The organism is Enterobacter cloacae complex sp. SHL020, from assembly GCF_049236945.1.
Lineage (GTDB): Bacteria > Pseudomonadota > Gammaproteobacteria > Enterobacterales > Enterobacteriaceae > Enterobacter > Enterobacter dykesii.
The window spans coordinates 56,105-78,102 of record NZ_JBMKJF010000008.1; the positions used below are offsets into that span (position 1 = coordinate 56,105).

General features: G+C 60.2%; 25 protein-coding genes. 6 read left to right on the top strand and 19 right to left on the bottom strand.

Going from position 1 to position 21,998, the window contains the following annotated elements; translation table 11 throughout:
- Position 1: 1 nt before the first annotated feature.
- From arnC to arnF, 6 genes are read left to right on the top strand one after another with little or no spacing between them, the layout of a single operon-like run.
- Positions 2 to 985 (top strand): undecaprenyl-phosphate 4-deoxy-4-formamido-L-arabinose transferase, encoded by a 984-nt coding sequence (gene arnC / locus ACOTZB_RS17890; protein ID WP_047173971.1) that lies wholly within the window; start codon positions 2 to 4, stop codon positions 983 to 985.
- A complete protein-coding gene (gene arnA, locus ACOTZB_RS17895) occupies positions 982 to 2,964 on the top strand; it encodes a bifunctional UDP-4-amino-4-deoxy-L-arabinose formyltransferase/UDP-glucuronic acid oxidase ArnA (protein ID WP_421627991.1) in 1,983 nt (660 codons plus the stop codon). The genes arnC and arnA overlap by 4 nt, the downstream gene beginning before the upstream one ends.
- The gene (gene arnD, locus ACOTZB_RS17900) at positions 2,961 to 3,863 is read left to right on the top strand and encodes a 4-deoxy-4-formamido-L-arabinose-phosphoundecaprenol deformylase (RefSeq protein WP_421627992.1); all 903 of its coding nucleotides are present in this window, start codon (positions 2,961 to 2,963) and stop codon (positions 3,861 to 3,863) included. The genes arnA and arnD overlap by 4 nt, the downstream gene beginning before the upstream one ends.
- Positions 3,860 to 5,515 carry a lipid IV(A) 4-amino-4-deoxy-L-arabinosyltransferase gene (gene arnT / locus ACOTZB_RS17905; protein ID WP_421627994.1) on the top strand — a complete coding sequence of 552 codons (1,656 nt, stop codon included), beginning with the start codon at positions 3,860 to 3,862 and terminating at the stop codon, positions 5,513 to 5,515. Before arnD ends, arnT begins: the two co-directional genes overlap by 4 nt.
- Complete coding sequence (arnE, locus tag ACOTZB_RS17910; RefSeq protein ID WP_421627995.1) at positions 5,512 to 5,850, top strand: 4-amino-4-deoxy-L-arabinose-phosphoundecaprenol flippase subunit ArnE; 339 nt, start codon at positions 5,512 to 5,514, stop codon at positions 5,848 to 5,850. Before arnT ends, arnE begins: the two co-directional genes overlap by 4 nt.
- A complete protein-coding gene (arnF, locus tag ACOTZB_RS17915) occupies positions 5,847 to 6,236 on the top strand; it encodes a 4-amino-4-deoxy-L-arabinose-phosphoundecaprenol flippase subunit ArnF (RefSeq protein WP_421627996.1) in 390 nt (129 codons plus the stop codon). The genes arnE and arnF overlap by 4 nt, the downstream gene beginning before the upstream one ends.
- On the opposite strand, the gene acpT is transcribed toward arnF, so the two are convergent.
- The 19 genes from acpT to ACOTZB_RS18010 all read right to left on the bottom strand — a co-directional run bounded on the left by acpT (position 6,184) and on the right by ACOTZB_RS18010 (position 21,888).
- Entirely contained in the window at positions 6,184 to 6,801 is a 618-nt protein-coding gene (gene acpT, locus ACOTZB_RS17920; RefSeq protein WP_421627998.1) for a 4'-phosphopantetheinyl transferase AcpT, read from the bottom strand. The genes arnF and acpT overlap by 53 nt on opposite strands.
- Positions 6,802 to 6,803: 2 nt before the next feature.
- Positions 6,804 to 8,033 carry a beta-ketoacyl-ACP synthase gene (locus ACOTZB_RS17925; protein WP_214577454.1) on the bottom strand — a complete coding sequence of 410 codons (1,230 nt, stop codon included), beginning with the start codon at positions 8,031 to 8,033 and terminating at the stop codon, positions 6,804 to 6,806.
- On the bottom strand, positions 8,030 to 8,761 hold the full coding sequence (locus tag ACOTZB_RS17930) for a 3-ketoacyl-ACP reductase FabG2 (protein ID WP_032662188.1): 732 nt from the start codon (positions 8,759 to 8,761) through the stop codon (positions 8,030 to 8,032). The genes ACOTZB_RS17925 and ACOTZB_RS17930 overlap by 4 nt, the downstream gene beginning before the upstream one ends.
- The gene (locus ACOTZB_RS17935) at positions 8,758 to 9,231 is read right to left on the bottom strand and encodes a dehydratase (protein ID WP_023309531.1); all 474 of its coding nucleotides are present in this window, start codon (positions 9,229 to 9,231) and stop codon (positions 8,758 to 8,760) included. Before ACOTZB_RS17935 ends, ACOTZB_RS17930 begins: the two co-directional genes overlap by 4 nt.
- A complete protein-coding gene (locus ACOTZB_RS17940) occupies positions 9,228 to 10,397 on the bottom strand; it encodes a beta-ketoacyl-[acyl-carrier-protein] synthase family protein (protein WP_421628000.1) in 1,170 nt (389 codons plus the stop codon). Before ACOTZB_RS17940 ends, ACOTZB_RS17935 begins: the two co-directional genes overlap by 4 nt.
- Before the next feature lies 1 nt (position 10,398).
- Positions 10,399 to 10,977 carry a DUF3261 domain-containing protein gene (locus ACOTZB_RS17945; protein WP_421628001.1) on the bottom strand — a complete coding sequence of 193 codons (579 nt, stop codon included), beginning with the start codon at positions 10,975 to 10,977 and terminating at the stop codon, positions 10,399 to 10,401.
- Entirely contained in the window at positions 10,974 to 13,298 is a 2,325-nt protein-coding gene (locus ACOTZB_RS17950; protein WP_421628002.1) for an MMPL family transporter, read from the bottom strand. The genes ACOTZB_RS17945 and ACOTZB_RS17950 overlap by 4 nt, the downstream gene beginning before the upstream one ends.
- Complete coding sequence (locus tag ACOTZB_RS17955) at positions 13,267 to 13,872, bottom strand: outer membrane lipoprotein carrier protein LolA (RefSeq protein WP_023309527.1); 606 nt, start codon at positions 13,870 to 13,872, stop codon at positions 13,267 to 13,269. Before ACOTZB_RS17955 ends, ACOTZB_RS17950 begins: the two co-directional genes overlap by 32 nt.
- A complete protein-coding gene (locus tag ACOTZB_RS17960; RefSeq protein ID WP_023309526.1) occupies positions 13,869 to 14,291 on the bottom strand; it encodes an acyl-CoA thioesterase in 423 nt (140 codons plus the stop codon). The genes ACOTZB_RS17955 and ACOTZB_RS17960 overlap by 4 nt, the downstream gene beginning before the upstream one ends.
- Positions 14,292 to 14,294: 3 nt before the next feature.
- Positions 14,295 to 15,986: a glycosyltransferase family 2 protein gene (locus ACOTZB_RS17965; RefSeq protein ID WP_421628004.1), complete on the bottom strand. Its 1,692-nt coding sequence runs from the start codon at positions 15,984 to 15,986 to the stop codon at positions 14,295 to 14,297.
- The gene (locus ACOTZB_RS17970; protein ID WP_421628005.1) at positions 15,977 to 16,330 is read right to left on the bottom strand and encodes a hydroxymyristoyl-ACP dehydratase; all 354 of its coding nucleotides are present in this window, start codon (positions 16,328 to 16,330) and stop codon (positions 15,977 to 15,979) included. Before ACOTZB_RS17970 ends, ACOTZB_RS17965 begins: the two co-directional genes overlap by 10 nt.
- Complete coding sequence (locus ACOTZB_RS17975) at positions 16,317 to 17,678, bottom strand: AMP-binding protein (RefSeq protein WP_421628007.1); 1,362 nt, start codon at positions 17,676 to 17,678, stop codon at positions 16,317 to 16,319. The genes ACOTZB_RS17970 and ACOTZB_RS17975 overlap by 14 nt, the downstream gene beginning before the upstream one ends.
- Positions 17,671 to 18,258, bottom strand: a complete 588-nt coding sequence (locus tag ACOTZB_RS17980) for a hypothetical protein (protein WP_421628080.1) — start codon at positions 18,256 to 18,258, stop codon at positions 17,671 to 17,673. Before ACOTZB_RS17980 ends, ACOTZB_RS17975 begins: the two co-directional genes overlap by 8 nt.
- 6 nt (positions 18,259 to 18,264) lie before the next feature.
- Positions 18,265 to 18,516, bottom strand: coding sequence for an acyl carrier protein (locus tag ACOTZB_RS17985; protein WP_008503082.1), 252 nt, complete (start codon positions 18,514 to 18,516; stop codon positions 18,265 to 18,267).
- Positions 18,517 to 18,526: 10 nt separating this feature from the next.
- On the bottom strand, positions 18,527 to 18,784 hold the full coding sequence (locus ACOTZB_RS17990) for a phosphopantetheine-binding protein (RefSeq protein WP_008503081.1): 258 nt from the start codon (positions 18,782 to 18,784) through the stop codon (positions 18,527 to 18,529).
- Positions 18,765 to 19,580 (bottom strand): lysophospholipid acyltransferase family protein, encoded by an 816-nt coding sequence (locus tag ACOTZB_RS17995; protein ID WP_032662215.1) that lies wholly within the window; start codon positions 19,578 to 19,580, stop codon positions 18,765 to 18,767. Before ACOTZB_RS17995 ends, ACOTZB_RS17990 begins: the two co-directional genes overlap by 20 nt.
- Positions 19,577 to 20,299: a beta-ketoacyl synthase chain length factor gene (locus tag ACOTZB_RS18000; RefSeq protein ID WP_421628010.1), complete on the bottom strand. Its 723-nt coding sequence runs from the start codon at positions 20,297 to 20,299 to the stop codon at positions 19,577 to 19,579. The genes ACOTZB_RS17995 and ACOTZB_RS18000 overlap by 4 nt, the downstream gene beginning before the upstream one ends.
- 28 nt (positions 20,300 to 20,327) lie before the next feature.
- Complete coding sequence (locus tag ACOTZB_RS18005) at positions 20,328 to 21,431, bottom strand: methyltransferase (RefSeq protein ID WP_421628012.1); 1,104 nt, start codon at positions 21,429 to 21,431, stop codon at positions 20,328 to 20,330.
- A gap of 67 nt (positions 21,432 to 21,498) precedes the next feature.
- Positions 21,499 to 21,888 (bottom strand): hypothetical protein, encoded by a 390-nt coding sequence (locus tag ACOTZB_RS18010; RefSeq protein ID WP_126330612.1) that lies wholly within the window; start codon positions 21,886 to 21,888, stop codon positions 21,499 to 21,501.
- Positions 21,889 to 21,998 lie beyond the last annotated feature (110 nt).

Genomic DNA, 21,998 nt, shown 5'->3' on the forward strand with positions numbered 1-21,998 from the left:
TATGTTCAGTGCACCGCCTGTACAAAAAGTTTCCGTGGTAATCCCGGTTTATAACGAGCAGGAGAGCCTGCCCGAACTGATCCGCCGCACAACCGCCGCCTGCGACACGATGGGCAAGGCTTATGAAATTCTGCTGGTGGATGATGGCAGTAGCGATAATTCCGCGCTGATGCTGACCCAGGCCGCACAGGCCGAAGGCAGCCACATTGTGGCCGTGCTGCTCAACCGCAACTACGGCCAGCACTCGGCGATTATGGCGGGGTTTAGCCACGTCACGGGCGATCTGGTCATCACCCTCGACGCTGACCTGCAAAACCCGCCGGAAGAGATCCCGCGTCTGGTCGCCAAAGCCGATGAAGGCTATGACGTGGTCGGCACGGTACGTCAGAACCGTCAGGACAGCCTGTTCCGCAAGCTGGCCTCTCGCACCATCAACCGTCTTATTCAGCGCACGACCGGTAAAGCGATGGGCGATTACGGCTGCATGCTGCGCGCCTACCGCCGCCATATTGTCGACGCCATGCTGCACTGCCATGAGCGCAGCACCTTTATACCGATCCTCGCCAACACCTTTGCCCGCAAGGCAACGGAAATTCCGGTTCTGCACGCCGAGCGCGAGCACGGGGAGTCGAAGTACAGCTTTATGCGTCTCATCAACCTGATGTATGACCTCATCACCTGCCTGACCACCACGCCGCTGCGTCTGCTGAGCGTTTTCGGCAGCATCATCGCCGTGGCCGGTTTTGCGCTGTCCGTTCTGCTGGTGGTGCTGCGACTGGTCTTTGGTCCGCAGTGGGCAGCGGAAGGGGTCTTCATGCTCTTTGCCGTGCTGTTTATGTTCATCGGCGCCCAGTTTGTCGGGATGGGCCTTCTCGGTGAATACATTGGCCGTATCTACAACGATGTTCGCGCGCGTCCGCGCTACTTTATTCAACGTGTTGTCCGTCAGGAACACAAAGCATCTCAAGAGGAAATTCACCCATGAAAGCTGTTGTATTTGCCTATCACGATATGGGGTGCACGGGCACGCTGGCCCTGCTGGAAGCGGGCTATGACATTGCGGCAATCTTTACCCATCCGGACACGGCCGGAGAGAATAACTTTTTTGGCTCCGTGGCGCGTATCGCCGCCGAGCGCGGGATCCCGGTTTATGCACCGGACGACGTCAACCACCCGCTGTGGGTGGAACGCATCCGCGCGCTGGCGCCTGATGTCATCTTCTCGTTCTACTATCGCAACCTGCTTTCCGACGAGATCTTAGGTCTGGCCGCAAAAGGTGCCTTTAACCTTCACGGCTCTCTGCTACCCGCCTACCGCGGCCGCGCTCCGCTGAACTGGGTGCTGGTGAACGGTGAAACGGAAACGGGCGTGACGCTGCACCGCATGGTGCGCCGTGCGGACGCGGGCGCTATCGTGGCACAGCAGAAGGTCGCTATTGATGCGGACGAAACGGCGCTGCAGCTGCATCAAAAGCTGAATGCGTCGGCACAGACGCTGCTGCGTGATGCGCTTCCAGGCATCCTCAACGGCACCTTCAGCGAGACCGCGCAGGACGAAAGTAAGGCAAGCAGCTTTGGCCGCCGCGCGCCGGAAGATGGTCGTCTGGACTGGAACAAGCCTGCCCGCCAGCTGCACAACCTGGTGCGTGCCGTGACCGACCCGTGGCCGGGCGCGTACAGCTTTGCGGGCGTAAGCAAATTTATCGTCTGGAAATCCCGCGTGCGTGACGATATTCCGGCTGCCAAACCGGGCACCGTCGTCTCTGTCTCTCCGCTGATTGTGAGCTGCGGCGAGCAGGCGCTGGAGATCGTCACCGGACAAACCGACAACGGCCTGTACGTGCAGGGCACGCAGCTGGCACAGTCTCTTGGCCTGGTGGCCGGGGCGCTGATCACCAGCGCGCCGGTGGTTGCCATCAAGCGCCGCACCCGCGTGCTGATCCTCGGCGTGAACGGCTTTATCGGTAACCACCTGACGGAACGTCTGCTTAAAGACGATAACTACGAAATCTACGGTCTGGATATAGGCGCGGATGCCATCAGCCGTTTCCTCGATAACCCGCGTTTCCACTTCGTGGAAGGGGACATCAGCATCCATTCCGAGTGGATTGAATACCACATTAAAAAATGCGACGTGGTGCTGCCGCTGGTCGCCATTGCCACGCCAATCGAGTACACCCGTAACCCGCTGCGCGTGTTCGAGCTGGACTTCGAAGAGAATCTGAAGATCATCCGCGACTGCGTGAAATACGACAAGCGCATCATCTTCCCGTCCACCTCTGAAGTGTACGGCATGTGTACCGATAAGAACTTCGATGAAGACACCTCCAACCTGGTGGTCGGGCCGATCAACAAACAGCGCTGGATTTACTCCGTCTCCAAACAGCTGCTGGACCGCGTGATTTGGGCCTACGGTGAGAAAGAGGGCCTGCGCTTTACCCTGTTCCGTCCGTTCAACTGGATGGGGCCACGTCTGGATAACCTGAACGCGGCGCGTATCGGTAGCTCCCGTGCGATCACCCAGCTGATCCTGAACCTGGTGGAAGGCTCGCCAATTAAGCTTATCGAAGGCGGGAAACAGAAACGCTGCTTTACGGACATCAGCGACGGTATCGAAGCGCTGTTCCGCATCATCGAAAACAAAGATAACCGCTGCAACGGCGAAATCATCAACATCGGTAACCCGGAAAACGAAGCGAGCATTCGCGAGCTGGCCGAGATGCTGCTGGCCAGCTTTGAGCGCCATCCGCTGCGCGACAAGTTCCCGCCGTTTGCCGGCTTCCGCGAAGTGGAAAGTAGCAGCTACTATGGTAAGGGCTACCAGGACGTTGAGCACCGTAAGCCAAGCATTCGCAACGCGAAGCGCTGCCTGAACTGGACGCCGACGGTCAAGATGGAGCAGACCATTGATGAAACGCTCGATTTCTTCCTGCGCACCGTGGAGCTGTCGGAACAGGTCTCATGAAAAAAGTCGGTTTACGCATTGATGTCGACACCTTCAGGGGAACGCGTGACGGCGTACCCAAACTGCTGGAACTGCTGAGCAAACACGATGTGCGTTCCAGCATTTTCTTCAGCGTGGGGCCTGACAACATGGGACGCCATTTATGGCGTCTGATTAAACCGGCATTTCTGTTCAAAATGCTGCGCTCGCGCGCAGCATCCCTCTACGGCTGGGATATTTTGCTGGCAGGCACCGCCTGGCCCGGCAGACGCATCGGCGCGGGTAATGAAGCCGTTATCCGCGAGGCGGCGCAGCATCATGAGGTCGGTCTGCACGCCTGGGACCACCATGCCTGGCAAGCCTGGGCGGGCGTCTGGGATATCCCGCGCCTGTCCCGTGAGGTCGAGCGTGGGATGCTGGAGCTGGAGGCCATTACCGGTCAGCCCGTGCGCTGCTCCGCCGTGGCGGGATGGCGTGCGGATCAGCGCGTCGTTAAAGCCAAAGAAGCCTTTGCGTTTCGCTACAATAGCGACTGTCGCGGAACCGGGCCCTTTTTGCCGCTGTTAGGCGAAAATCGCTACGGAACGGTGCAAATTCCGGTTACGCTTCCCACCTGGGATGAAGTGGTCGGGCGCGAGGTGAAGGCGGATGAGTTCAATCGCTACATTCTGGACCGCATCCATCGTGACGCCGGCACGCCGGTGTATACCATCCATGCCGAAGTGGAAGGGATTGCGTATCAGCATGATTTCGACGAACTGCTGACGATGGCCGCTCAGGAGGGCATTGAATTCTGCCCGCTGAGCGAGCTGCTGCCGGACGATCTCAGCACCCTGCCCGTGGGCAAAGTCGTACGTAATGAAATGGCTGGCCGGGAAGGCTGGCTTGGCTATCAACAAACCGTGAGTCCGGCCCCATGAAAACAGCCCGTTATGGCTTAGCGCTTTTCGCACTGTTTATCGTTTACTACCTCATTCCGGTCGATATTCGTCTGCTCTGGCAGCCAGATGAAACGCGCTATGCGGAAATCAGCCGCGAAATGCTGGCATCCGGAGACTGGGTAGTCCCGCATTTTCTGGGGCTGCGTTACTTTGAAAAGCCGATTGCCGGCTACTGGATCAACAGCATCGGGCAGTTGCTGTTCGGACACACGAATTTTGCCGTGCGCGCCGGGTCTATCTTCTCTACTGGCTTAGCCGCGCTGCTGGTCATCTGGATGGCCTGGCGTCTTTGGCGGGATAAACGTGTTGCCTTGTTCTCCGGCCTGATCTTCCTGACCCTGTTCCTGGTGTATGGCATCGGCACGTATGCGGTGCTGGATCCTATCATCACCCTGTGGCTGGTGGCGGCGATGTGCAGCTTCTGGCTGGCCTCACAGGCTCAAACCGTTGCCGGAAAAGCGGGCGGCTATGTGCTGCTTGGGCTGGCCTGCGGGATGGGGGTGATGACCAAAGGTTTCCTGGCGCTGGCGGTACCGGTGATTGGCATGCTGCCGTGGGTGATCGCCCAGAAGCGCTGGAAAGAGGTGCTGATTTTTGGCTGGCTCGCGATCCTGAGCTGCGTGCTGATTGTTCTGCCATGGGGGCTGGCTATTGCGCAGCGTGAGCCTGACTTCTGGCGTTATTTCTTCTGGGTTGAGCATATTCAGCGTTTTGCCCAGAGCGACGCGCAGCACAAAGCCCCGTTCTGGTACTACGTGCCGTTCCTGATTGCGGGCAGCCTGCCGTGGCTCGCGCTTTTGCCCGGCGCGTTTCGTCTCGGCTGGAATGACAGACAAAACGCGGGTGGCGGGTTCTATTTGCTGGGTTGGGTGGTGATGCCGCTGCTGTTCTTCAGCATCGCCAAAGGCAAGCTGCCGACCTATATCCTGCCGTGCTTTGCCCCGCTGGCTATCCTGATGGCGCGCTATGCCTGCCTCGCGGCGGAAAAAGGTGCCAGAGCGTTACGCATTAACGGCGGGATTAACCTGGCGTTTGGCGTTATCGGCGTGGCGGCGGCGCTGGTGGTCTCGCCGTGGGGGCTGTCTAAGCATCCGGTCTGGACGTCGGTCGAACTGTATAAAGTCTTCTGTGCGGTGGTGGCGTTCCTCATCTGGGCCGCGGTAGGCTGGTTTACGTTCAGACAGAGCGAGCAGCGCTGGTGGCTGGCGGCACTGTGCCCCGCGGGGCTGGCGCTGCTGATTGGTTTTGCCATTCCGAACCTGGTGGTGGATTCCAAACAGCCGCAGTCGCTGGTTGATACCGTGCGCGAGCCGCTTCAGGAAAGCCGATTCGTGCTGGCCAATAACGTGGGCGTGGCGGCTGGCCTGGCGTGGGAGCTGAAGCGCAATGACATCACGCTGTTTGGTCAGAGCGGTGAGTTGCGCTACGGGCTGGATTATCCCGATGTGAAAGATCGTTTTGTCAGTGAGGACGACTTCGCGCAGTGGCTGGCAACGCATCGTCAGCAGGGACGCGTGTCGCTGGTCATGCTGCTCTCAAAACGCGACGATATTTCACGGGCGAATTTACCGCAGCCGGACAATCTCTATATCCAGGGGCGTCTGGCCCTGCTGGAGTACCTGCCGAAGTGATGACCTGGATTTGGCTAATACTGGCAAGCCTGCTCAGCTGCGCGGGGCAGCTGTGTCAGAAACAGGCTACCCGCCCGGCGAGAGCCGGACGGCGCGGGACGCACATCGCGCTGTGGCTTGGCCTGGCGCTGCTGGCGCTGGGCTGCGGGATGCTGGTCTGGCTGGTGGTGCTGCAACGTCTGCCTGTCGGCGTCGCGTACCCTATGCTGAGCCTCAATTTTGTCTGGGTGACGCTGGCGGCGAAGGCGTTCTGGCGTGAGCACGTTGCTGCGCATCACTGGCTGGGAGTGGGGTTCATCATCATTGGGATTGTTATCCTGGGAGGGAGCCTGTGAAAGGTGCATTCTGGGCCTTATGCAGCGTGCTGTTAGTCAGCGCCGCGCAGCTGTTGCTGCGCAATGCCATGCAGGCATTGCCACCGGTCAGTGAAATCCTGGCGTTTGTTTCCGCGCTGTGGCACTTCTCGTCCGGCACGGGTGCGCTGCTGCTGGGGTTGACGGGGTACGTAGCCTCGATGGGCTGCTGGTATCTGGCGCTGTATCGCATGGCGCTCAGCAAAGCGTATGCCCTGCTGAGCCTCAGCTATATTCTGGTGTGGGGCGCGGCGATCCTGCTGCCCGGCTGGGGAGAACGCTTCTCCTGGCACGGGCTGGTGGGCGTCGGGTTTATTATTCTGGGTGTGCTGGTGATTTTTCTGCCCCGAACGACCCAACGTGAATAATCGACTCGTGGGTCAGGGTGTAAGGGGTCGATGTGCAGACGGCAAGGCTCAGCGAGCCGACCTGTAGCTGACTGACCGCGTGCGTCTGCGCGGTGCTGTCGATGCTGACAATCTGCCAGGCGCTGCCGCCACGCTGTTTCACAATCGCTTCTTTCCGCGTCCAGATACGCCAGAACGCGGAAAGCCGTTCCTCGGGCGCTTCACGCTCCAGCTCGTCATGCTCCGTCATGCTGAATACCGCATTAGCCAGCGCCTGCCAGTTCTTCCTCGGGCGAATCACTTCGATATCGCAGCCGACTTCACCTTCATCGCTCATCAGCAGGGCGATATCGTCACCGCTGTGGCTCAGGTTGAACCACAGCGGATGACCCTTCGCAAAGGCCGGTTTCCCCTGCTCGCCGTAAATGATGTCGGGGAGCGGGCGAGGGGATAACGTTCTGGCGAGCAGCGTCCTCCCGGCCAGCCAGGAGGCCTGTCTGGCACCCTGAGGCGCCCCGTCTGCGAGCGCTGACGCCAGCGGGTCCGCGCAAAGGGTGGAGATTTTTCCCAGTACAAACTGGTACATAGTTACGCCCAGCGTTTAATGATAATCGAGGTGTTGATACCGCCAAACGCGAAGTTGTTGCTCTGCAAATACTCGCAGTCAATCTGGCGGGCTTCTCCCATAATATAATCCAAAGCACCGCATTGCTCATCCGGCTGCGTTAAATTGAGCGTCGGGGCAAACCAGCCTTCACGCATCATCTGCAGGCTCATCCACGCTTCCAGCGCGCCGCAGGCACCCAGCGTATGGCCAAAATAGCTCTTCAGCGAGGAAACCGGCACGCTGTCACCGTAGATAGCGGCGGTGGCCAGGCTTTCGGCGATATCGCCGCGATCGGTGGCGGTACCGTGCGCGGAGATATACCCCATATCCCGGGCGCTTAATCCCGCCATGGCCAGCGACTGCTCCATGCAAATCTGCATGGTGTCACGCTGAGGCTGGGTGATATGGGCCGCGTCGCAGTTGGTGGCAAAGCCCACGATCTCACCGTAGATTGTCGCCCCACGCGCTCTGGCGTGCTCCAGCTCTTCCAGAATCAGGGTGCCTGCGCCTTCTCCAATCACCAGACCATCGCGCTGCGTATCGAACGGAGAAGGGGTGGTTTTGGGTTCGTCGTTACGCTGGCTGGTGGCGAACAGCGTGTCAAACACCGCCGCTTCAGACGGACATAATTCTTCCGCGCCCCCCGCGACCATCACGGTCTGATACCCGTGGCGAATCGCCTCCCAGGCGTAGCCAATCGCCTGGCTGCCGGAGGTACAGGCGCTTGAGGTCGGGATGACGCGGCCACGTAGTCCAAAGAACAGCCCGGTATTCACCGCCGTGGTGTGCGGCATCATCTGGACGTAGGTTGTCCCGGTGATGTTATTGGTGTGCTTTTCGGTGAGCATGGTCGCGAATTCGCTGACCGGACCGGTACTGCCAGTCGAAGAACCGTAGGCGATACCGGTTTGGCCGTTGGTGAGCACCGCTTCGCCAATCAGCCCCGCCTGCTCCAGCGCCAGCTCGGTGGCGCGGGTCGACATCAGCGACACCCGGCCCATGGCGCGAATACGCTTGCGGGTATAGTGTTCCGGCAGCGTGAAATCGTCGATCGGCGCGCCCAGCAGGGTGTGCAGGCCATCATACACCTGCCATTCCGGCATTTTACGCACCGCGTTTTCATACGCCAGCAGCCTGCTGGAAACGGATTGCCAGCTTTCGCCAAAGGCGGTCACGCCGCCCATGCCCGTAATCACCACGCGACGCGTCATAGCATGCCTCCGTTAATGGAAATGACCTGGCGGGTAACGTAGCCCGCAATATCTGACATCAGATAGCTTGCCAGCCCGGCGACCTCCTCAGCCTGGCCCATACGTTTCATTGGGATGATGGACATGGCTTCCTTCAGCGCGGCCTCTTCCATCTCAATCATGCCGGTATCAATCAGGCCCGGGGCAATGCAGTTGACGGTGATTTTGCGTTTTGCCAGCTCAATCGCCAGGGCTTTGGTGGCACCGATAATGCCCGCTTTGGCCGCGCTGTAGTTCACCTGCCCGCGATTGCCCATCACGCCGGACACGGACGATAAGGTGATAATGCGCCCCCCTTTACGGGTGCCAATCATCGGCATAATGCAGGGGTGAATGACGTTATAAAAACTGTCGAGATTGGTGTGGATCACGCTGTCCCAGTCGTCTTCGCTCAGCGCCGGAAAGGCGCCGTCGCGGGTAATTCCGGCGTTGCTGACCACGCCATACCATGCGCCATGGGCTTCAATCTCCTGCTCCAGCACCTCGCGGCACTGTTCGCGGTTGCCCACATCAAAGGCGAGTAAACGACCGTTGCCACCCGCCTGCGTGATGGCGTCCAGCGTCTCCTGCGCGCCTGCGGCATCACGATGGTAATGCACGCCTACGGTAAACCCGTCGGCGGCAAGCTGGCGGGCAATGGCGCGCCCTATGCCTTTGCTGGCCCCTGTGACCAGTACGGAACGACTCATGCGTTAGATCCCTGATTAAATAGCGATGTTAATTCTTCTGCGCTCGGCTGGAAGGTATTGACCCGGCCCGTGGCCAGCGTCTCTTCATTAGCGGAAATCGCGCATTCAAAGCTGCCGAAGCGTTCGTCCTGCATCAGCAGCTTAACGGTGATGTCCAGCGTCAGGCCTGCGGCGAAATGCCCGCTGGCGCAGACCAGCTCGCGCGCGCCGAGCACCATGCCCAGCGCGATATGTTCCTGCCCCTGCTGCTGGCGATGCCAGCCCGACCAGACGCCGACGGTCTGCGCCATCAGCTCGAGCGCGTACCAGCCCGGCAGGTCGCCATCGGCATTGAGAAACGGCGCCAGCACGCTTTGCCCGTTGACGGCAACGCGGCAGACCGCCGTGTCGTCCGTAACGTTCTCAACGGACCCCAGCAGCATCATTGGCGCCTCGTGCGGCAAATAGGCTTCGGGTGATAAGTAGCTCATGAGGCTCTCCCCAGCAGGATGCTGGCGTTATTGCCGCCAAACGCGAACGAGTTAGACAAAATGACCGGCTTTTTCAGAGCGGTGCGCTGGTGCAGCAGGCCGCACGACGCCAGCGTGTCGTCCGGCGCGTAGCGGGCGAAGTCCTGCGGCGGCAACGGCAGATCGCGCGTCAGCATCAGCCAGCTCAGGGCCGCTTCGGTAATACCGGCGGCGCCCAGCGTATGGCCGGTAAGGTGTTTGGTTGAGCTGCACGGCACGCTCTCCCCGAAGAGATCGTGAACTACCTGCGATTCAATCTGATCGTTGAGCGGCGTGGCCGTGCCGTGCAGGTTGATGTAGCCGATATCTTGCGGCCGCATGCCCGCTTCGTTAAGCGCCTGAGTAATAGCCCTTATCGCCCCTTCGCCCTGCGGATGCGGAGCGGAAATATGGTACGCATCGCTGGATTCGCCCGTCCCGAGCAGCGCCACGTCGGCGGGCTCCCGGCTCAATACCATCAGCGCGGCGGCTTCACCGATGGTGATCCCCCGGCGGTCGCGACCAAACGGCTCGCAGAGCGTGGGGGAGAAGGATTCAAGGCTGTTAAAACCGTTGACGGGCATCCGGCTCAGGGTATCGGCCCCGCCGACAATGGCGATGTCCACCAGCCCGGCTTCAATCAGACGTTTGCCGCCGATCATCGCCCGCGCGCTGGAGGAGCAGGCTGTGGAGATCGTGTAGGCCGGGCCTTCGAGCTGAAGCCAGTTGGCGAGGAAGCGGGACGGATCGCCAAGCTCCTGCTGCGGATACTGCCAGCGCGTGCTGGCCTCGCCGTCGGTCATGCGCCTGACGTGCTCATCGCCCTCATCCAGCCCGGAGGTGCTGGTCCCCAGCACCACGGCCACGCGGTCACGACCGACGCGGGCGATGGCCTCGTCAACGGCGGGCTGAATCTGCGCCAGCGCGGCCAGCAGCAGCTGGTTATTGCGGGTGCGGTGTGCGGAGAAGGCGTCCGGGATGGGCGGCAGTTCGCCTTCCACGCCGCCCAGAACGGCTTCGGGTAAATTCTGCAGCCAGCCGGTCCGGGCGTGCATACCCGGCGCGACGCCTGCCACCAGATTCGCGGCAATCTCATCGGGCGAGTTGCCCAGCGCGTTGACCATGCCAACAGCGGAAATATAGATCATCTCAGTCACCCAGATATTGAATGGTGATGTGGTATTTGAATACGTGTTGCTCGATGCTGATCGGCTCGCGCTTGCCTTTGCGCTGCAGGTAGACAATCTCCGTCACCAGCTTGCCGCTGGCGTTACGCAGCTCGCGTCGATCGCCATTGTCCGTTAGCGTCCAGCCCTTCGGCAACTGCGGCTGCCAGGCGCTTATCGGCCAGTGGCTGAGCATCACGTCCGCCAGCACCTGGCTGGCGGGCGGCAGCTGCGGCACCACGATCGACTGCTCGGTATGAATACCGGTCTCATCGTACGTTGCCAGGAACAGACGAATGCCCACGGAAGAGAGCCCGGCCAGCGTCACCTTATGCGCATCCGCGTTGAGCATCACCAGCAGGGACTGCGTTTGTCCGTTAAAGCTGCCGGTCAGCAGCTGCTGGGAGCTTACCGCCGGGCTGATGCCGGGCGGCGGCAGCGTAACTTTGGTGCCCGGCTGGAGCCAGGCCTGAGGCCGCGTCTCTTTGGTATCGGTCGAATGGCTGCAGCCTGCCAGCAGCAGCGCCGCGGCCAGCGCGAGCGCGCGGTAAAAAGCGTTCATTTACGTTTTCTCTCTTTCTTATCCGGCATCGCCAGCGGCGCCAGCAGGAAGGCGGTAAAAATACCGCTTACCAGCACGATACCAAAGCTGCTGATGGCCTGGGTGGCGCTGAAGACGAGCATGCCCAGCGTGAGCAGCGTGGTCATCATGGCTAGCGTAATCGCCAGCATTGAGGTCAGCGGCGTACCGCGCGGGTTGCTGAAAAACAGCGTGTAGTTAATGCCAATGCCGAGCACCAGCACCAGCGCCAGCAGTGAGAACAGATTCACCGGGTGGCCCGTTCCGGCCAGCACCGCCAGCCCGCAGCTCAGCGACAGTACGGACGGCACCAGGCTTATCAGCCCTTTACGCCAGCCGAGGCGCAGCATCGCCCCGCAGGCAATCACTGCCAGCGCGGCAAACAGTAGCCCCGTCAGCAGCGTGCGGTAGAGAGCAAACAGGCTGTCAAAGCTGGCTTTGCGATCGACCCAGACGACGCCGTCATGGCGCGCGGCCAGTTCACCGAGATACGCGCTGTTTTTCGCGCCGTCCACCGGCACGAGCACGCCGCTTTCCCCGCCGGGCAGGGTCAGCCAGAGCAGACGCCAGCCTTCGCTGGCCGGGCTTTCAAGCCACGCGTCCACGCTGACCGGCATGGCGTCGAGGTTCGGGGATACGGCGTTGAGCCCGGCGCTTTTCAGCACGTTCGTTACCGCAGGGGCAGCGTCGCGCAGCAGCTTCAGGTCGCTTTTCTGGCGGGCCAACGAGTTCAGCGGCAGGGTGCGCCAGCGGGCGATCTCTCCGGCTTTTTGCGCCTGCACCAGCGCCGGGGTAAAGGCTTCCAGCCGCTCCAGCGTTTGCTGAGGCGAGGCGCCATGAACCACAAACCATTTCTGATCGACGCTCTGTCCGGTCAGGGCGGTAATGGCCTTCTCCTGCGCCAGAATATCTTTCGGCAGCGCCTGCAGCTGGGCGATGTCGTCGTCCACCCTCAGGGTGCTCATCCCCACGGCGGAGAGCAGCGCCAGCGCGACGGGCAAACCAACGGACAGTTTTTTACTGCGCCGCCACGCGGCCAGCCAGCGCAGCATGATAACCATCAGCGGAACCGGGCGCACCGGTAAACCCCGACACAGCCACGGATGCCAGAAAATCACCGTCAGGCAGGAGGCGCTCAGCCCCACGGCGGCGAACACCGCCATCTGGCGGATCCCGGGGAAGGGGGCCAGCATCATAATCAGGTAGGCGGCAACGGTCGTCAGCAGCGCCAGCAGGAGCGCATTGCGTACTTTAGCCAGGCTTTGCCAGGGGGAGTGCTCCGCGCCGTGCACCATCCGTTCGGTCAGGTAGTAGAGCGTGTAGTCGGCTGAAATACCGATGATGCTCATGCTCATCACCAGCGTCATCAGATGCAGCTCGCCAAAGAGCAGCAGCGTCACCACCGTGCCCGCCAGCGCGCCGATGGCAATCGAGAGCACGCTCAGCAGCAGCGGACGCAAAGAGCGGAACACCGCGACGATGAGCAGGAACACGCCAAGCAGGGTGGCGATGCCCAGCGTCGAAACGTCGCGTTTGGCCTGCTGGCTGGCGTAATCGCTGTAGAACACGGTCCCGCGCGAAAGCAGCTGCGCCTGCGGGTAACGCGCTTTTAGCCTTTCCTGCAGCGCGTTAAGCGTCGTCACGAGCCGGTGGGTCTGCTGCATATCAAATGACGAGCCCGCCAGCTCGCCGTGCAGCAGATACCAGTAATTTCCCGCCTCATCTTGTGTGACCAGCCAGCCGTCCATCAGCCGCAGCTTCTGGCCGTTTTGCGCCAGAGCGAGCTGGGAGCCGCGCATCAGCATCAGGGGATCGTTTTGCAGCTCTTTGCCGCTGACGCCGGAAAAGGCCGAATAGAGCTGAGATAAAATCCACTGCGCCTGCGCTTCTCCGCCGTTTTGCAGGCGGGCGCGGGTGGCGGGATCGATCAGGCCATTTCGGTGCTGCCATAAGAACTCTCCCCAGGCCTTTTGCCCGGCGGCGTCCATCGGGCCTTTGACCTCGCTGAGCGAATCGCTGCTTTGTAGCAGCGTCAGCCACTGCTGCGCCACGCGCGGATCGGGCTCTTTGCCGGGGCTGACCAGCCAGACCAGCTGGCGGTCGAGACGCTGCATAAACCCGTCGTTGAGCGCCGGCGGGATCGCCCCCAGCGTCTGCTTCGGCAGCATGGCCAGCACGCTGCTGTTCAGACGCGCGCCGGGCAGCAGCGACAGCAGCACGCCCAGCAGAATCAGGCATAGCGTGGCCCACAGCAGCGCCGGGCGCAGGGATTTACGGTGCGGCAAAGCGTTGGCGTTCGTCATCGGTCAGGCTGGCGGGCGTCAGTTGGTGGCGTGAAAGGGCGATATCGGTACGGTCGCCCTGTTTATCGTTGAGACGAATCGTCTCCAGATAGGTCGCGCCGCCCAGATCGAGGGTGGCGAAAATCTTGTCCAGCGGCGTCGTTTTTGGCGTAAGCACCAGCGACCAGCGGCCGGCTCCCAGGTCTTTAAAATCGATGCGGAAGTTCTCTTCAAGCACCCTGCGGTCGGCCTGGAACAGGGCCCGCAGAAGATGGTTGAACTGGAACATCTGCGGATTATTGTCGGCGGTGACGGTCTGCGGCGGCTGGCCGTTAATGGCCTGCACCATCCGCTTGTCGTCCAGCAGGAGCGTCATCGGAAACGGCGCTTTTTGATCCCACAGCAGGCCGCTGTCGCGGGCGATCAGCATCTCGCCCTGCGAGCGCAGCGGCTGCGGCATATCTTTTATGGTGCGAACCTGTTCGAAGTGCGCGCGCACGACGGGCTGCCCGGTAAAGCGCTGCTGCAGTTCATCCAGCGTCACGGCGCTGACCAGCGGGCTGACGATCAGCGCCAGCAAAGGCAACCATTTCATGGCGTCACTCCCATTCGTTCAAACAGTATTGCCGGGCTCACAAAGCACATTTCGCGGGTGGCTTCTTCCACCGCCACCTGGATGGTGTAACCGGTGGTGGTGCGTTTGCCGGTCTGCGCATCGAAAATTTGATAGGCAATGCGCAGGCGGTTTTCATACTCTTCAACGTGCGCGCGGACGCGAATACGCTGCTCAAAGGTCACCGCATCGCGGTATTTCACCCGGGTATCGACGACGGGCCAGACGTAGCCGGAGGCCTTCATCTGGCGATAGCCATAGTCAAACTGATTGAGCAGCGCCTCGCGGGCGATCTCAAAGTAGCGGAAATAGTTACCGTGCCAGACCACGCCCATCATATCGACGTCGTGGAACGGAACGGTGATCTCAACTTCAGTCGTAAAGCGGGGATCGGTCAGCACCCTTTACTCCTTCTCTCTGGACTCTGGCAGATGCCAGAAATCGAAAAAATTAAACCAGTCGAGCGGCGACAGGAGGGCGTAATGCTCCAGCCGCTGCGCGTAGCGATCGACGGTCTCCTGCAGCGCCTGCTGGCGTTCACCGCGCGGCAGGCGCAGCGGGTCGGCAAACGGTTCGCTGTGCAGGACGAGCTTACCCTGCTGGCGCAGGGCAAAAATCAGCACCACCGGGCAGCGCAGGATGGAGGCCAGAATAAACGGCCCCTGTGGGAACGGCGCTGGCTGGCCCATGAACGGACTCCAGATCACCCGCCACTCGCCGCCACGCTGCGGATTCACCGCGATGCGGTCGCCCACAATCGCGACCCATTCTCCCCGCTCAAGCTTCTCTTTGATGGCAATCGCGGTGTCCGGGCCGATGTCGGTAACCGACATCAAATTCACGCCCGCCTGGGGTGCCATTTCGCTCATGATTTGCTTAAAGCGCTGGGCGTTTTCGCTGAAGACCAGGGCGGTGATAGTTTTGCTGCCGTCCAGCTGGGCCAGCGCCCGGCAGGCCTCTACGTCGCCAAGATGCGAGGCCAGCAGCAGCTTGCCCTGCGGCGCCGCGATATTAAGCGTTTCGCTCGCACCGGGGGCAAAGACCACGTCGCGATCAAACTGCAGCTCACCGCGCCAGCTGGCGACCTTATCCAGCATCGCGTTGCCGAAGCGCATGAAATGGAAAAAGCTGTTGAGCCGCGGGGGAACGGGCATGTTTCGCTGACGCAGCTCGTGCTTCACTCTCTCAACCCACTGCCGCGAGGCCTGCCGCGCCGGACGCGCAATAAGCCAGTACACGCCGATCACCGGCCACAGCAGCACGGTAAAGGCCCGCCGACCCAGCAGTTCCCAGACGCGCAGCATCAGGCGCATGCCCCACAGGCCTTTGACCTCGTCCTGCTGCGCCCAGTGCTGGCGGCGTCGACGGAAAAGCAGGCCGGGCATGCGGGGCAGCATGCCGAAGAACAGCCGGGTATGCATCAGGGAGATCCGCACGTTATCTTTTAACGCGTCGAAGTGGGACAACCCGTCCTGCGGGTAGGTGACGCGGGTGGGCAGAAAGATGCTGGTGTTGCCCTGCCAGTAGAGACGGACCATCACTTCGGTGTCAAAGTCCATCCGTTTGCCGAGCGTTTCACGCGCTGCCAGCCGCAGCGTGGGCGAGACCGGATAGACCCGAAAGCCGCACATGCTGTCTTTAAGCTGCAGGGATAAGGTCTCAATCCACACCCAGACGTGGGTTACCCAGCGCCCGTAGAGCCGCGAGCGTGGAATGGAATCATCGTAAATGGGCTGGCCGGAAATCAGCGCGTCCGGGTGGCGCTCCGCCAGCGCCAGCAGTTTGGGTATATCTTCGATCGCGTGTTGACCGTCCGCGTCCACCTGCACGGCGTGGGTATAGCCCGCGCGCGCGCACTCCTCCAGCCCCCTGATGACCGCTGCACCTTTCCCGGCGTTTTGCGCCAGACGGAGCAGCGTCATCTGCGGCTGCTCCGCCGCAAGGCGTTCGAGCTCCTGTCGGGTGCTCGCTTCGCTGCCGTCATCCACCACCAGGCACGGCAGGCCGAACGGTGCGAGACGCGACAGCACGCTGGCGATCATGGCGCCGTGGTTGTAGCACGGGATCAGCACGCAGGGGCGGAAGGTTACTGACATAGCCGAATTTTCCCGCTGCTGGTGGTATGGCGTTCAGCCCCTGCATGACGCTGGTAGCTGAAGGTCAGCATCTGACGTTCGGCATGCCACTCAAGCACCAGCGTGACCGTGGTTTCCGGCAGCAGAGGCGCCTGGAATTTTACGTTTTGAATGCTGTGAAAGCGGTAGCCCGGTGCCAGTAAGGTCGTGGCGTAGTGCATCACCCAGTCAAGCTGCGCAACGCCGGGCAGCAGCGGCTGTACGGCAAAATGGCCCTGAAACCAGAACAGCGCCGCGTCGAGATGCAAAATGATTTCCAGCTTCTCCGGCTGTGTCTGGTGGCGCTCAATTTCAGGAATTTTCATGAAATAACTCCTCTAACTGCGCATAGACACGCTTGTTCATACTGTTTACCGGCATTTCATCGACAATACGCCAGTAGCGTGGAACGGCGACCGGCTCAAGCCAGGGCAGCAGGGCGCGACGCCAGGCGAACTCCTGCGCTTTTTTATCCTGCATATAGCCGCGCTGGCGAACCGCTTCGTCCAGAACCAGCAGGACGCCAATCCCCTGACGGCCCCCGCGCGTGACCGGCAGTGCAGCCGCTTCGCAAATGCCGTCGAGTTCCAGCAGGCGACGTTCAATCTCGTTAAGCGAGATGCGCTTTTCTTCAATTTTGACCACCCGCCCGCGACGACCGGCGATGCTGAACAGCCCCTCGCTGTCGAAGTGGAGGATATCGTCCAGCTGGAGTCCTTCAGCCTCGTGGATCAGCGGCGACGTGACGCGACAGGCGTCATCTTCCTGATGGAAAATAACGCCGGGGAAGGGTTGCCACGGCACGTTATCCTGCTGGCGATGGCGCCAGGCGAGGATCCCGGTTTCGGTACTGCCATAAATTTCGTCCGGCCAGATGTTAAGCCAGCCAGCAGTGGTGGCGACGTCGCACCACGGCAGCATTCCGCCTGCTGAAATCAGCATTCTGACGGGCGGCGCGGGCAGCTCCGTATCCAGGCGCTTCAGAAACGCCGGGCTGCTGATGAACAGGTAATGCCTGTCATGAGGAAGGGCGGCCAGCTGCTCTGCGTAGTAGAGCATCGAGGCATGCAGCGGCAGGCCCAGCGCCATCGGCAAGACGATGCGGAAGGTCAGGCCATACAGATGTTGCGGTACGACCGAGGCGACAACGCTACAGCCGGCCAGACGCTCGCCGAAGCGGTCAGCCAGCAGACGGGCTTCGCGATCCAGGCTGACGATGTGCTTAATTACCCGGCGCGGGGTACCCGTGGAGCCGGAGGTGAACAGTTCAACGAAGCGGCTTTCGTCAATGGCCGGCAGGGGCGTCCAGTGGCGAACGGTCTGATGACTGGAGGCCACCACGATCAGCTTGCCATGGAAATCGAGAGTCCTGTCGCTCAGGACGCCGCTAAACAACGACTGCTGTTCTTCAAGCTGCGAAACGCGGCTATGGCCGGGAATGACCGGCGTTTTACCGGCATGCAGCGAGGCCAGAAGCGCAACGATAAACAGGTAGCTGTTTTCAAAGCACAGCGCCCAGCGCTCGCCATCCTGCTGACGTAGAGTGTCGACCAGTAAGGTCACGTCGTGGCGCAGCTGGCCCAGCGTCCAGGTACGATCGTCAAGCCAGGCAACGGGCATGTCGTCAGGGCGGGGCGCGTTTAACCACTGGCCCAGCGGAAGGGGGTTAGTCATTGTGCATCTCTTTTTTTATCACCCGCTGGCGCACCAGCCACTCGGTTGCCATCAGCGTTCCCATCAGGATGTAGGCCACCATACCGTTCCACAGCGTCCACAGATGCATGTCGCCGTGGAGCACGGTGAACAGCGCCATCGCGCCGTTTCCGATGAAAAAGCCGCACCAGACGAGGGTCACCCTGCGGGTATAGCGCACGCCCTCCGGGGGCAAATTCGGCTCGCGCAAGCGCGCCAGCCGTTCGACCAGCGGCATCGCGGTCCACAGCGAACCGCCGAACACGGCCAGCATCACAAGGTTGACGACCACCGGGTAGAACAGCAGCCACTGGTGGGTTTTCAGCAGGTAGCTTGCCGCGCAGAGCGCGATGCCCGCGAGCGCCACGCACTGCACCACATACCGCATCGGGCCAGCGTTCCGCCGCGCCTGGCGCAGCCGCAGCAGCAATACCAGCGCCATCACCGGCAACAGCCACTGCAGGCTGTTGTGCGTTAGCCCAAATCCAATCAGGAAGGGCCACGCCAGCAGCATCAGCCCCGTCAGCAGTGGGATGACCGGGAACGTCCGTCCACCACGCAACACGTCTTACTCTTCGCGCAGAAGCTGTTCGACGGCGTCTACCACATCCTGAACGGTACGAACCGATTTAAAGGTTTCCGGCTTGATTTTCTTGCCCGTTTTCTTCTGCAGATGAACAATCATGTCCACCGCGTCAATGCTGTCCAGCTCCAGGTCTTCGTAAAGACGGGCTTCGGGCGTAATGTCCTGCGGGTCGATTTCAAAGAGCCTGGTCAGAAGGCCGCAGACTTCCTGATAAATGGTTTCTTGTTCAGTCATCGTTCACATCTCAGGCGCGTTGAGCGTTGATAAAGGACGCCAGCGTGGCGACGGAAAAAAAGTGCTGGCGCATCTCTTCGCTTTCGGCAGAAAGCACCACGCCATACTGGTTTTTCACGGCCAGACCCAGTTCCAGCGCGTCAATGGAGTCCAGACCCAGCCCATCGCCAAACAGCGCGGCATCGGTATCAATATCCTCTGCGGTAAGCTCGTCCAGATTCAGCGTGGTGATAATGAGATTCTTAATTTCAAGATAAAGCGCTTGCATCATTAATTCCTGACAAAGATTGAAGGCCTGATGTTAATCGATGCTGCAGATGCCGGTTTAACTGCCTTGCCGCCAGCGCCGGTTCTTGTTCATTTGCATCGTAAAATTCGTCGATGTTCACGCGGTCGCGGACATCCACGGTGAAAACAGGTTTTTCTGGCGGTACATCATACCAGCGGCTTTTTTTATCCAGCAGGTGTTCGCTACAGTGGATCAGCACCACCCGCAGATCGCTGTTACAGCGCACGGCGATATTTGCCGCGCCGCGCTGGAGGGAGATAGCCTCGCCAAACCGGGTACGCGTGCCTTCCGGGAAGATTAACAGCGTGTCGCCCTGAGCCAGACGCTGCTGGCTGGCCGCGAGCAGGGGCTCGGCTTCACTGTTAATCAGATAATCCGCCGCGCGGATAACGCCGCTGACAAAGGGATTGCGCAGCAGCGCGCTTTTCACCAGACAGTCAGTTTCGGGCATCACCGACGCCAGAATCACGTAGTCAATTAACGTAGGGTGGTTAGCCACCACCAGACAACCCCGATCGCTGCGCAGCGCGTCAAGATTGTGAATGCGATAGTCCAGTACGCCGAGGCCGCGCGCTACGGTCAGGAAGAAGCGGAAGCTGGCCGCAATGCTGCGACGCGCCAGGCGACGACGGCTGGCGCGGTCGCGCTGGACGATGAGCAGCAGGTTGAACCAGACCAGCGACAACAGCAGCCCGCCCACGCCAAACAGCGCGAAGCAGAAGCCGGTCATCGCCAGGCGCCATAGCCAGTTAATTCGGGCAGCCAGGCGGTTCATGCGCGCGTCCATTGCCACAGCAAACGTTCGCCGGGCACCACGAACTGACGTTCCTCGCTGAGATAGCGCTGCAGGAACATCAGGCTTTGCGGCAGGGCGGGTTCTTCACCCGTGCTGCCGCTGCGGGTTTCACACTGCAATCCTTTGCCGGATTCAATCACCAGCGCCAGCGCGTAGGGCCAGGTGGGCATCTGCGGCGGTAGCGCCGGATGGTAAAATTCCGGCAGCGCGCCGTCAAAATCGACCAGCAGGACGCGGGAATAGCCCGCCTGCAGCAGGCTCAGCACTTCACATAAGGCCTGCTGGAAGGTGTCCAGTCCGGCAGAAATGGATGACGAGACGATGGCCTGGCGTGCGGTGATCGTGAGATTACCCACCGCGGAATTGTGCACGGACATCGCGAAGTCGGTCGGCGAAACGGACTGCCCGGTCGCCAGAGCATGCAGAATACGGTAGTTGCGCTCCAGCTCGCCGTGGCGGCTGGAATAGACGACGGCATCAACGGCGTGGTTTTGCAGCATGGTAAGACCAATATCCACCGCCAGCTTACTGCCTGAATTGAGGCGGCGCGCGGTCATCATGGGTAAAGCGGTCAGGCGGGGAAGCGGGGCCGCTGGGTCAACGGCCGGCTGCAGGCGCGACCACGCCTGCCACTCTGTGGCATCGCTGAGTCCTGGCGCTCTCGCCTGCCAGTCGATAATGTTCAGTGAAAATTTCATCTACGCGCGTCCGCGAAAAAAACCGTATTCAAAGGGCAGGCTGGGCCACCCGGGCAGCTACGCTGCTCTGTTGTTCACGTTTGGTGCATATCAGCAGGGTATGACCGACCCCAAGGTTGTCCAGCCGCTGTTCAACGCTGAAACCTGCGCTCTCCAGGTAGCGATAGAACTTCTCTACGCTGTAAAACCGGCTATTGCCATTCGCCATACAGGTGAAATAGAGCGAGGTGGCATTCAGGCTGAAAGAGGCTGCTTCAAATTTCTGTGCATCCCAGAAAAGCTCCATGATGCACAAACGTGCGCCTGGCTTCATGGCCTGTGCGACGCGCGTCAGCATGGCGACAATCTGATCCGGAGAGAAACAATCCAGGAACTGGCTCATCCACCAGACGTCGGCGTCATCCGGCAATGTTGCTGGGCTAAGCATATCGACAGCATGGAATGCAATACGATGAGAAAAACCTGCTTTTGCGATGTTTTCCTGCGCCAGCGCTATCTGTTGCGGCAGATCGAGGATCGTCACGGCAACATTTTCGTCATAGCGGCAGCAGCGTAACGACCATTTACCCGTATTTCCGCCCACATCGTACAATTTTGTCGGCGAGCTTGCGAATATATATGGCAACGCAGCGTCAAAAGCGGCGTCAGAATAGTAATGATCGAAGGCGAACCAACTCTCTTTCGCCGGAGCAGGTAATTGGGATAACGCCGGGTAGATGGTTGGCCAGTTGCCAAACACGGCTAATCCGGCCGGTTTTTCCTCCTGCAGGGCGTCCGCCAGGTGAAATAGCCCCTGGTAACAAACGTCCTGGGTGAAATCCATATTTACGCGGGTCATTTCGTCGTGCAGTAAAAAATGGCCCACTTTCGCCAGAAAATAACGTCCATTCTGTTGGGTAACGATTCGACCGCTTAATCCCATATCCAGCAGTACGCTGACGCCATAGCTGCCGAGCGTGCTGTGTTCGGTTATTTCCTCAAGGCTTGCCCCCTCTTTACCTTGTTTATCAAGCCAGGCGAGAACGCCTGAGTTACGCAGACAAAGCGCAGTCTGGAATAACATCGGGGCAAAGGCGATGCGTTGCGCTTCGGTAATGGCATCCAGTGCGCTGAGTGTGTCCTTTTCGTACATTCCTGCGTAACCTTTGAGGCTAAAAAAAAGGTTATCGGGCCATATGCGGCCCGACTTTAGAAAAATATTACAGCGCGGCGCCCGCGGAGAGGTTCAGCTGAATATCGTGGTCGAGGTTATTCACCCAGCGGTTATAATTTTTGTGAATTTTACCGTCTGCCGCTTTCAGGTTAAGGCTGTTTTCATAGTTGATTGAATAGCTTGTGGCCGTGTATGGAATACTCACCTGGACCGAGTGATCGCGTGACTGCAGACGGCCCTTAATCATTCCCGGGCCCGCTTCTGTCATGATCCAGTCACGCTTTTGGCCTGCTTTCAAAATTGCCGTTTTTACCTGATCGGCAGTATGGCCCGCGCTTACAATAGAGTGAACCTGAGCGATTGGGGCGGTACGCGCACAGCCTGCCAGTGCGCCAACGAATACGGCAGCAGCACACCATTTAACGATCTTTTTCATCAACAACTCCATATCAATATTAACAATTAAGGGTGGTGGTTTTCACAAATAATATCCGTCCGGCTTTCCGTTGGCGCCAGGCGTATTTTTAATCAATATTAATGTTTGCA

Coding starts and splice junctions, on each gene's coding strand:
- ACOTZB_RS17935 (WP_023309531.1), bottom strand. CDS start 9,231: ATGAGCTACTTATCACCCGAAGCCTATTTGCCGCACGAGGCGCCAATG.
- ACOTZB_RS18000 (WP_421628010.1), bottom strand. CDS start 20,299: ATGAAATTTTCACTGAACATTATCGACTGGCAGGCGAGAGCGCCAGGA.
- ACOTZB_RS17925 (WP_214577454.1), bottom strand. CDS start 8,033: ATGACGCGTCGCGTGGTGATTACGGGCATGGGCGGCGTGACCGCCTTT.
- arnA (WP_421627991.1), top strand. CDS start 982: ATGAAAGCTGTTGTATTTGCCTATCACGATATGGGGTGCACGGGCACG.
- ACOTZB_RS17940 (WP_421628000.1), bottom strand. CDS start 10,397: ATGATCTATATTTCCGCTGTTGGCATGGTCAACGCGCTGGGCAACTCG.
- ACOTZB_RS17975 (WP_421628007.1), bottom strand. CDS start 17,678: ATGACTAACCCCCTTCCGCTGGGCCAGTGGTTAAACGCGCCCCGCCCT.
- ACOTZB_RS17965 (WP_421628004.1), bottom strand. CDS start 15,986: ATGTCAGTAACCTTCCGCCCCTGCGTGCTGATCCCGTGCTACAACCAC.
- arnD (WP_421627992.1), top strand. CDS start 2,961: ATGAAAAAAGTCGGTTTACGCATTGATGTCGACACCTTCAGGGGAACG.
- ACOTZB_RS17950 (WP_421628002.1), bottom strand. CDS start 13,298: ATGACGAACGCCAACGCTTTGCCGCACCGTAAATCCCTGCGCCCGGCG.
- ACOTZB_RS17985 (WP_008503082.1), bottom strand. CDS start 18,516: ATGACTGAACAAGAAACCATTTATCAGGAAGTCTGCGGCCTTCTGACC.
- arnT (WP_421627994.1), top strand. CDS start 3,860: ATGAAAACAGCCCGTTATGGCTTAGCGCTTTTCGCACTGTTTATCGTT.
- ACOTZB_RS18010 (WP_126330612.1), bottom strand. CDS start 21,888: ATGAAAAAGATCGTTAAATGGTGTGCTGCTGCCGTATTCGTTGGCGCA.
- ACOTZB_RS17995 (WP_032662215.1), bottom strand. CDS start 19,580: ATGAACCGCCTGGCTGCCCGAATTAACTGGCTATGGCGCCTGGCGATG.
- ACOTZB_RS17990 (WP_008503081.1), bottom strand. CDS start 18,784: ATGCAAGCGCTTTATCTTGAAATTAAGAATCTCATTATCACCACGCTG.
- ACOTZB_RS17930 (WP_032662188.1), bottom strand. CDS start 8,761: ATGAGTCGTTCCGTACTGGTCACAGGGGCCAGCAAAGGCATAGGGCGC.
- ACOTZB_RS17945 (WP_421628001.1), bottom strand. CDS start 10,977: ATGAACGCTTTTTACCGCGCGCTCGCGCTGGCCGCGGCGCTGCTGCTG.
- arnC (WP_047173971.1), top strand. CDS start 2: ATGTTCAGTGCACCGCCTGTACAAAAAGTTTCCGTGGTAATCCCGGTT.
- ACOTZB_RS18005 (WP_421628012.1), bottom strand. CDS start 21,431: ATGTACGAAAAGGACACACTCAGCGCACTGGATGCCATTACCGAAGCG.
- acpT (WP_421627998.1), bottom strand. CDS start 6,801: ATGTACCAGTTTGTACTGGGAAAAATCTCCACCCTTTGCGCGGACCCG.
- ACOTZB_RS17955 (WP_023309527.1), bottom strand. CDS start 13,872: ATGAAATGGTTGCCTTTGCTGGCGCTGATCGTCAGCCCGCTGGTCAGC.
- ACOTZB_RS17970 (WP_421628005.1), bottom strand. CDS start 16,330: ATGAAAATTCCTGAAATTGAGCGCCACCAGACACAGCCGGAGAAGCTG.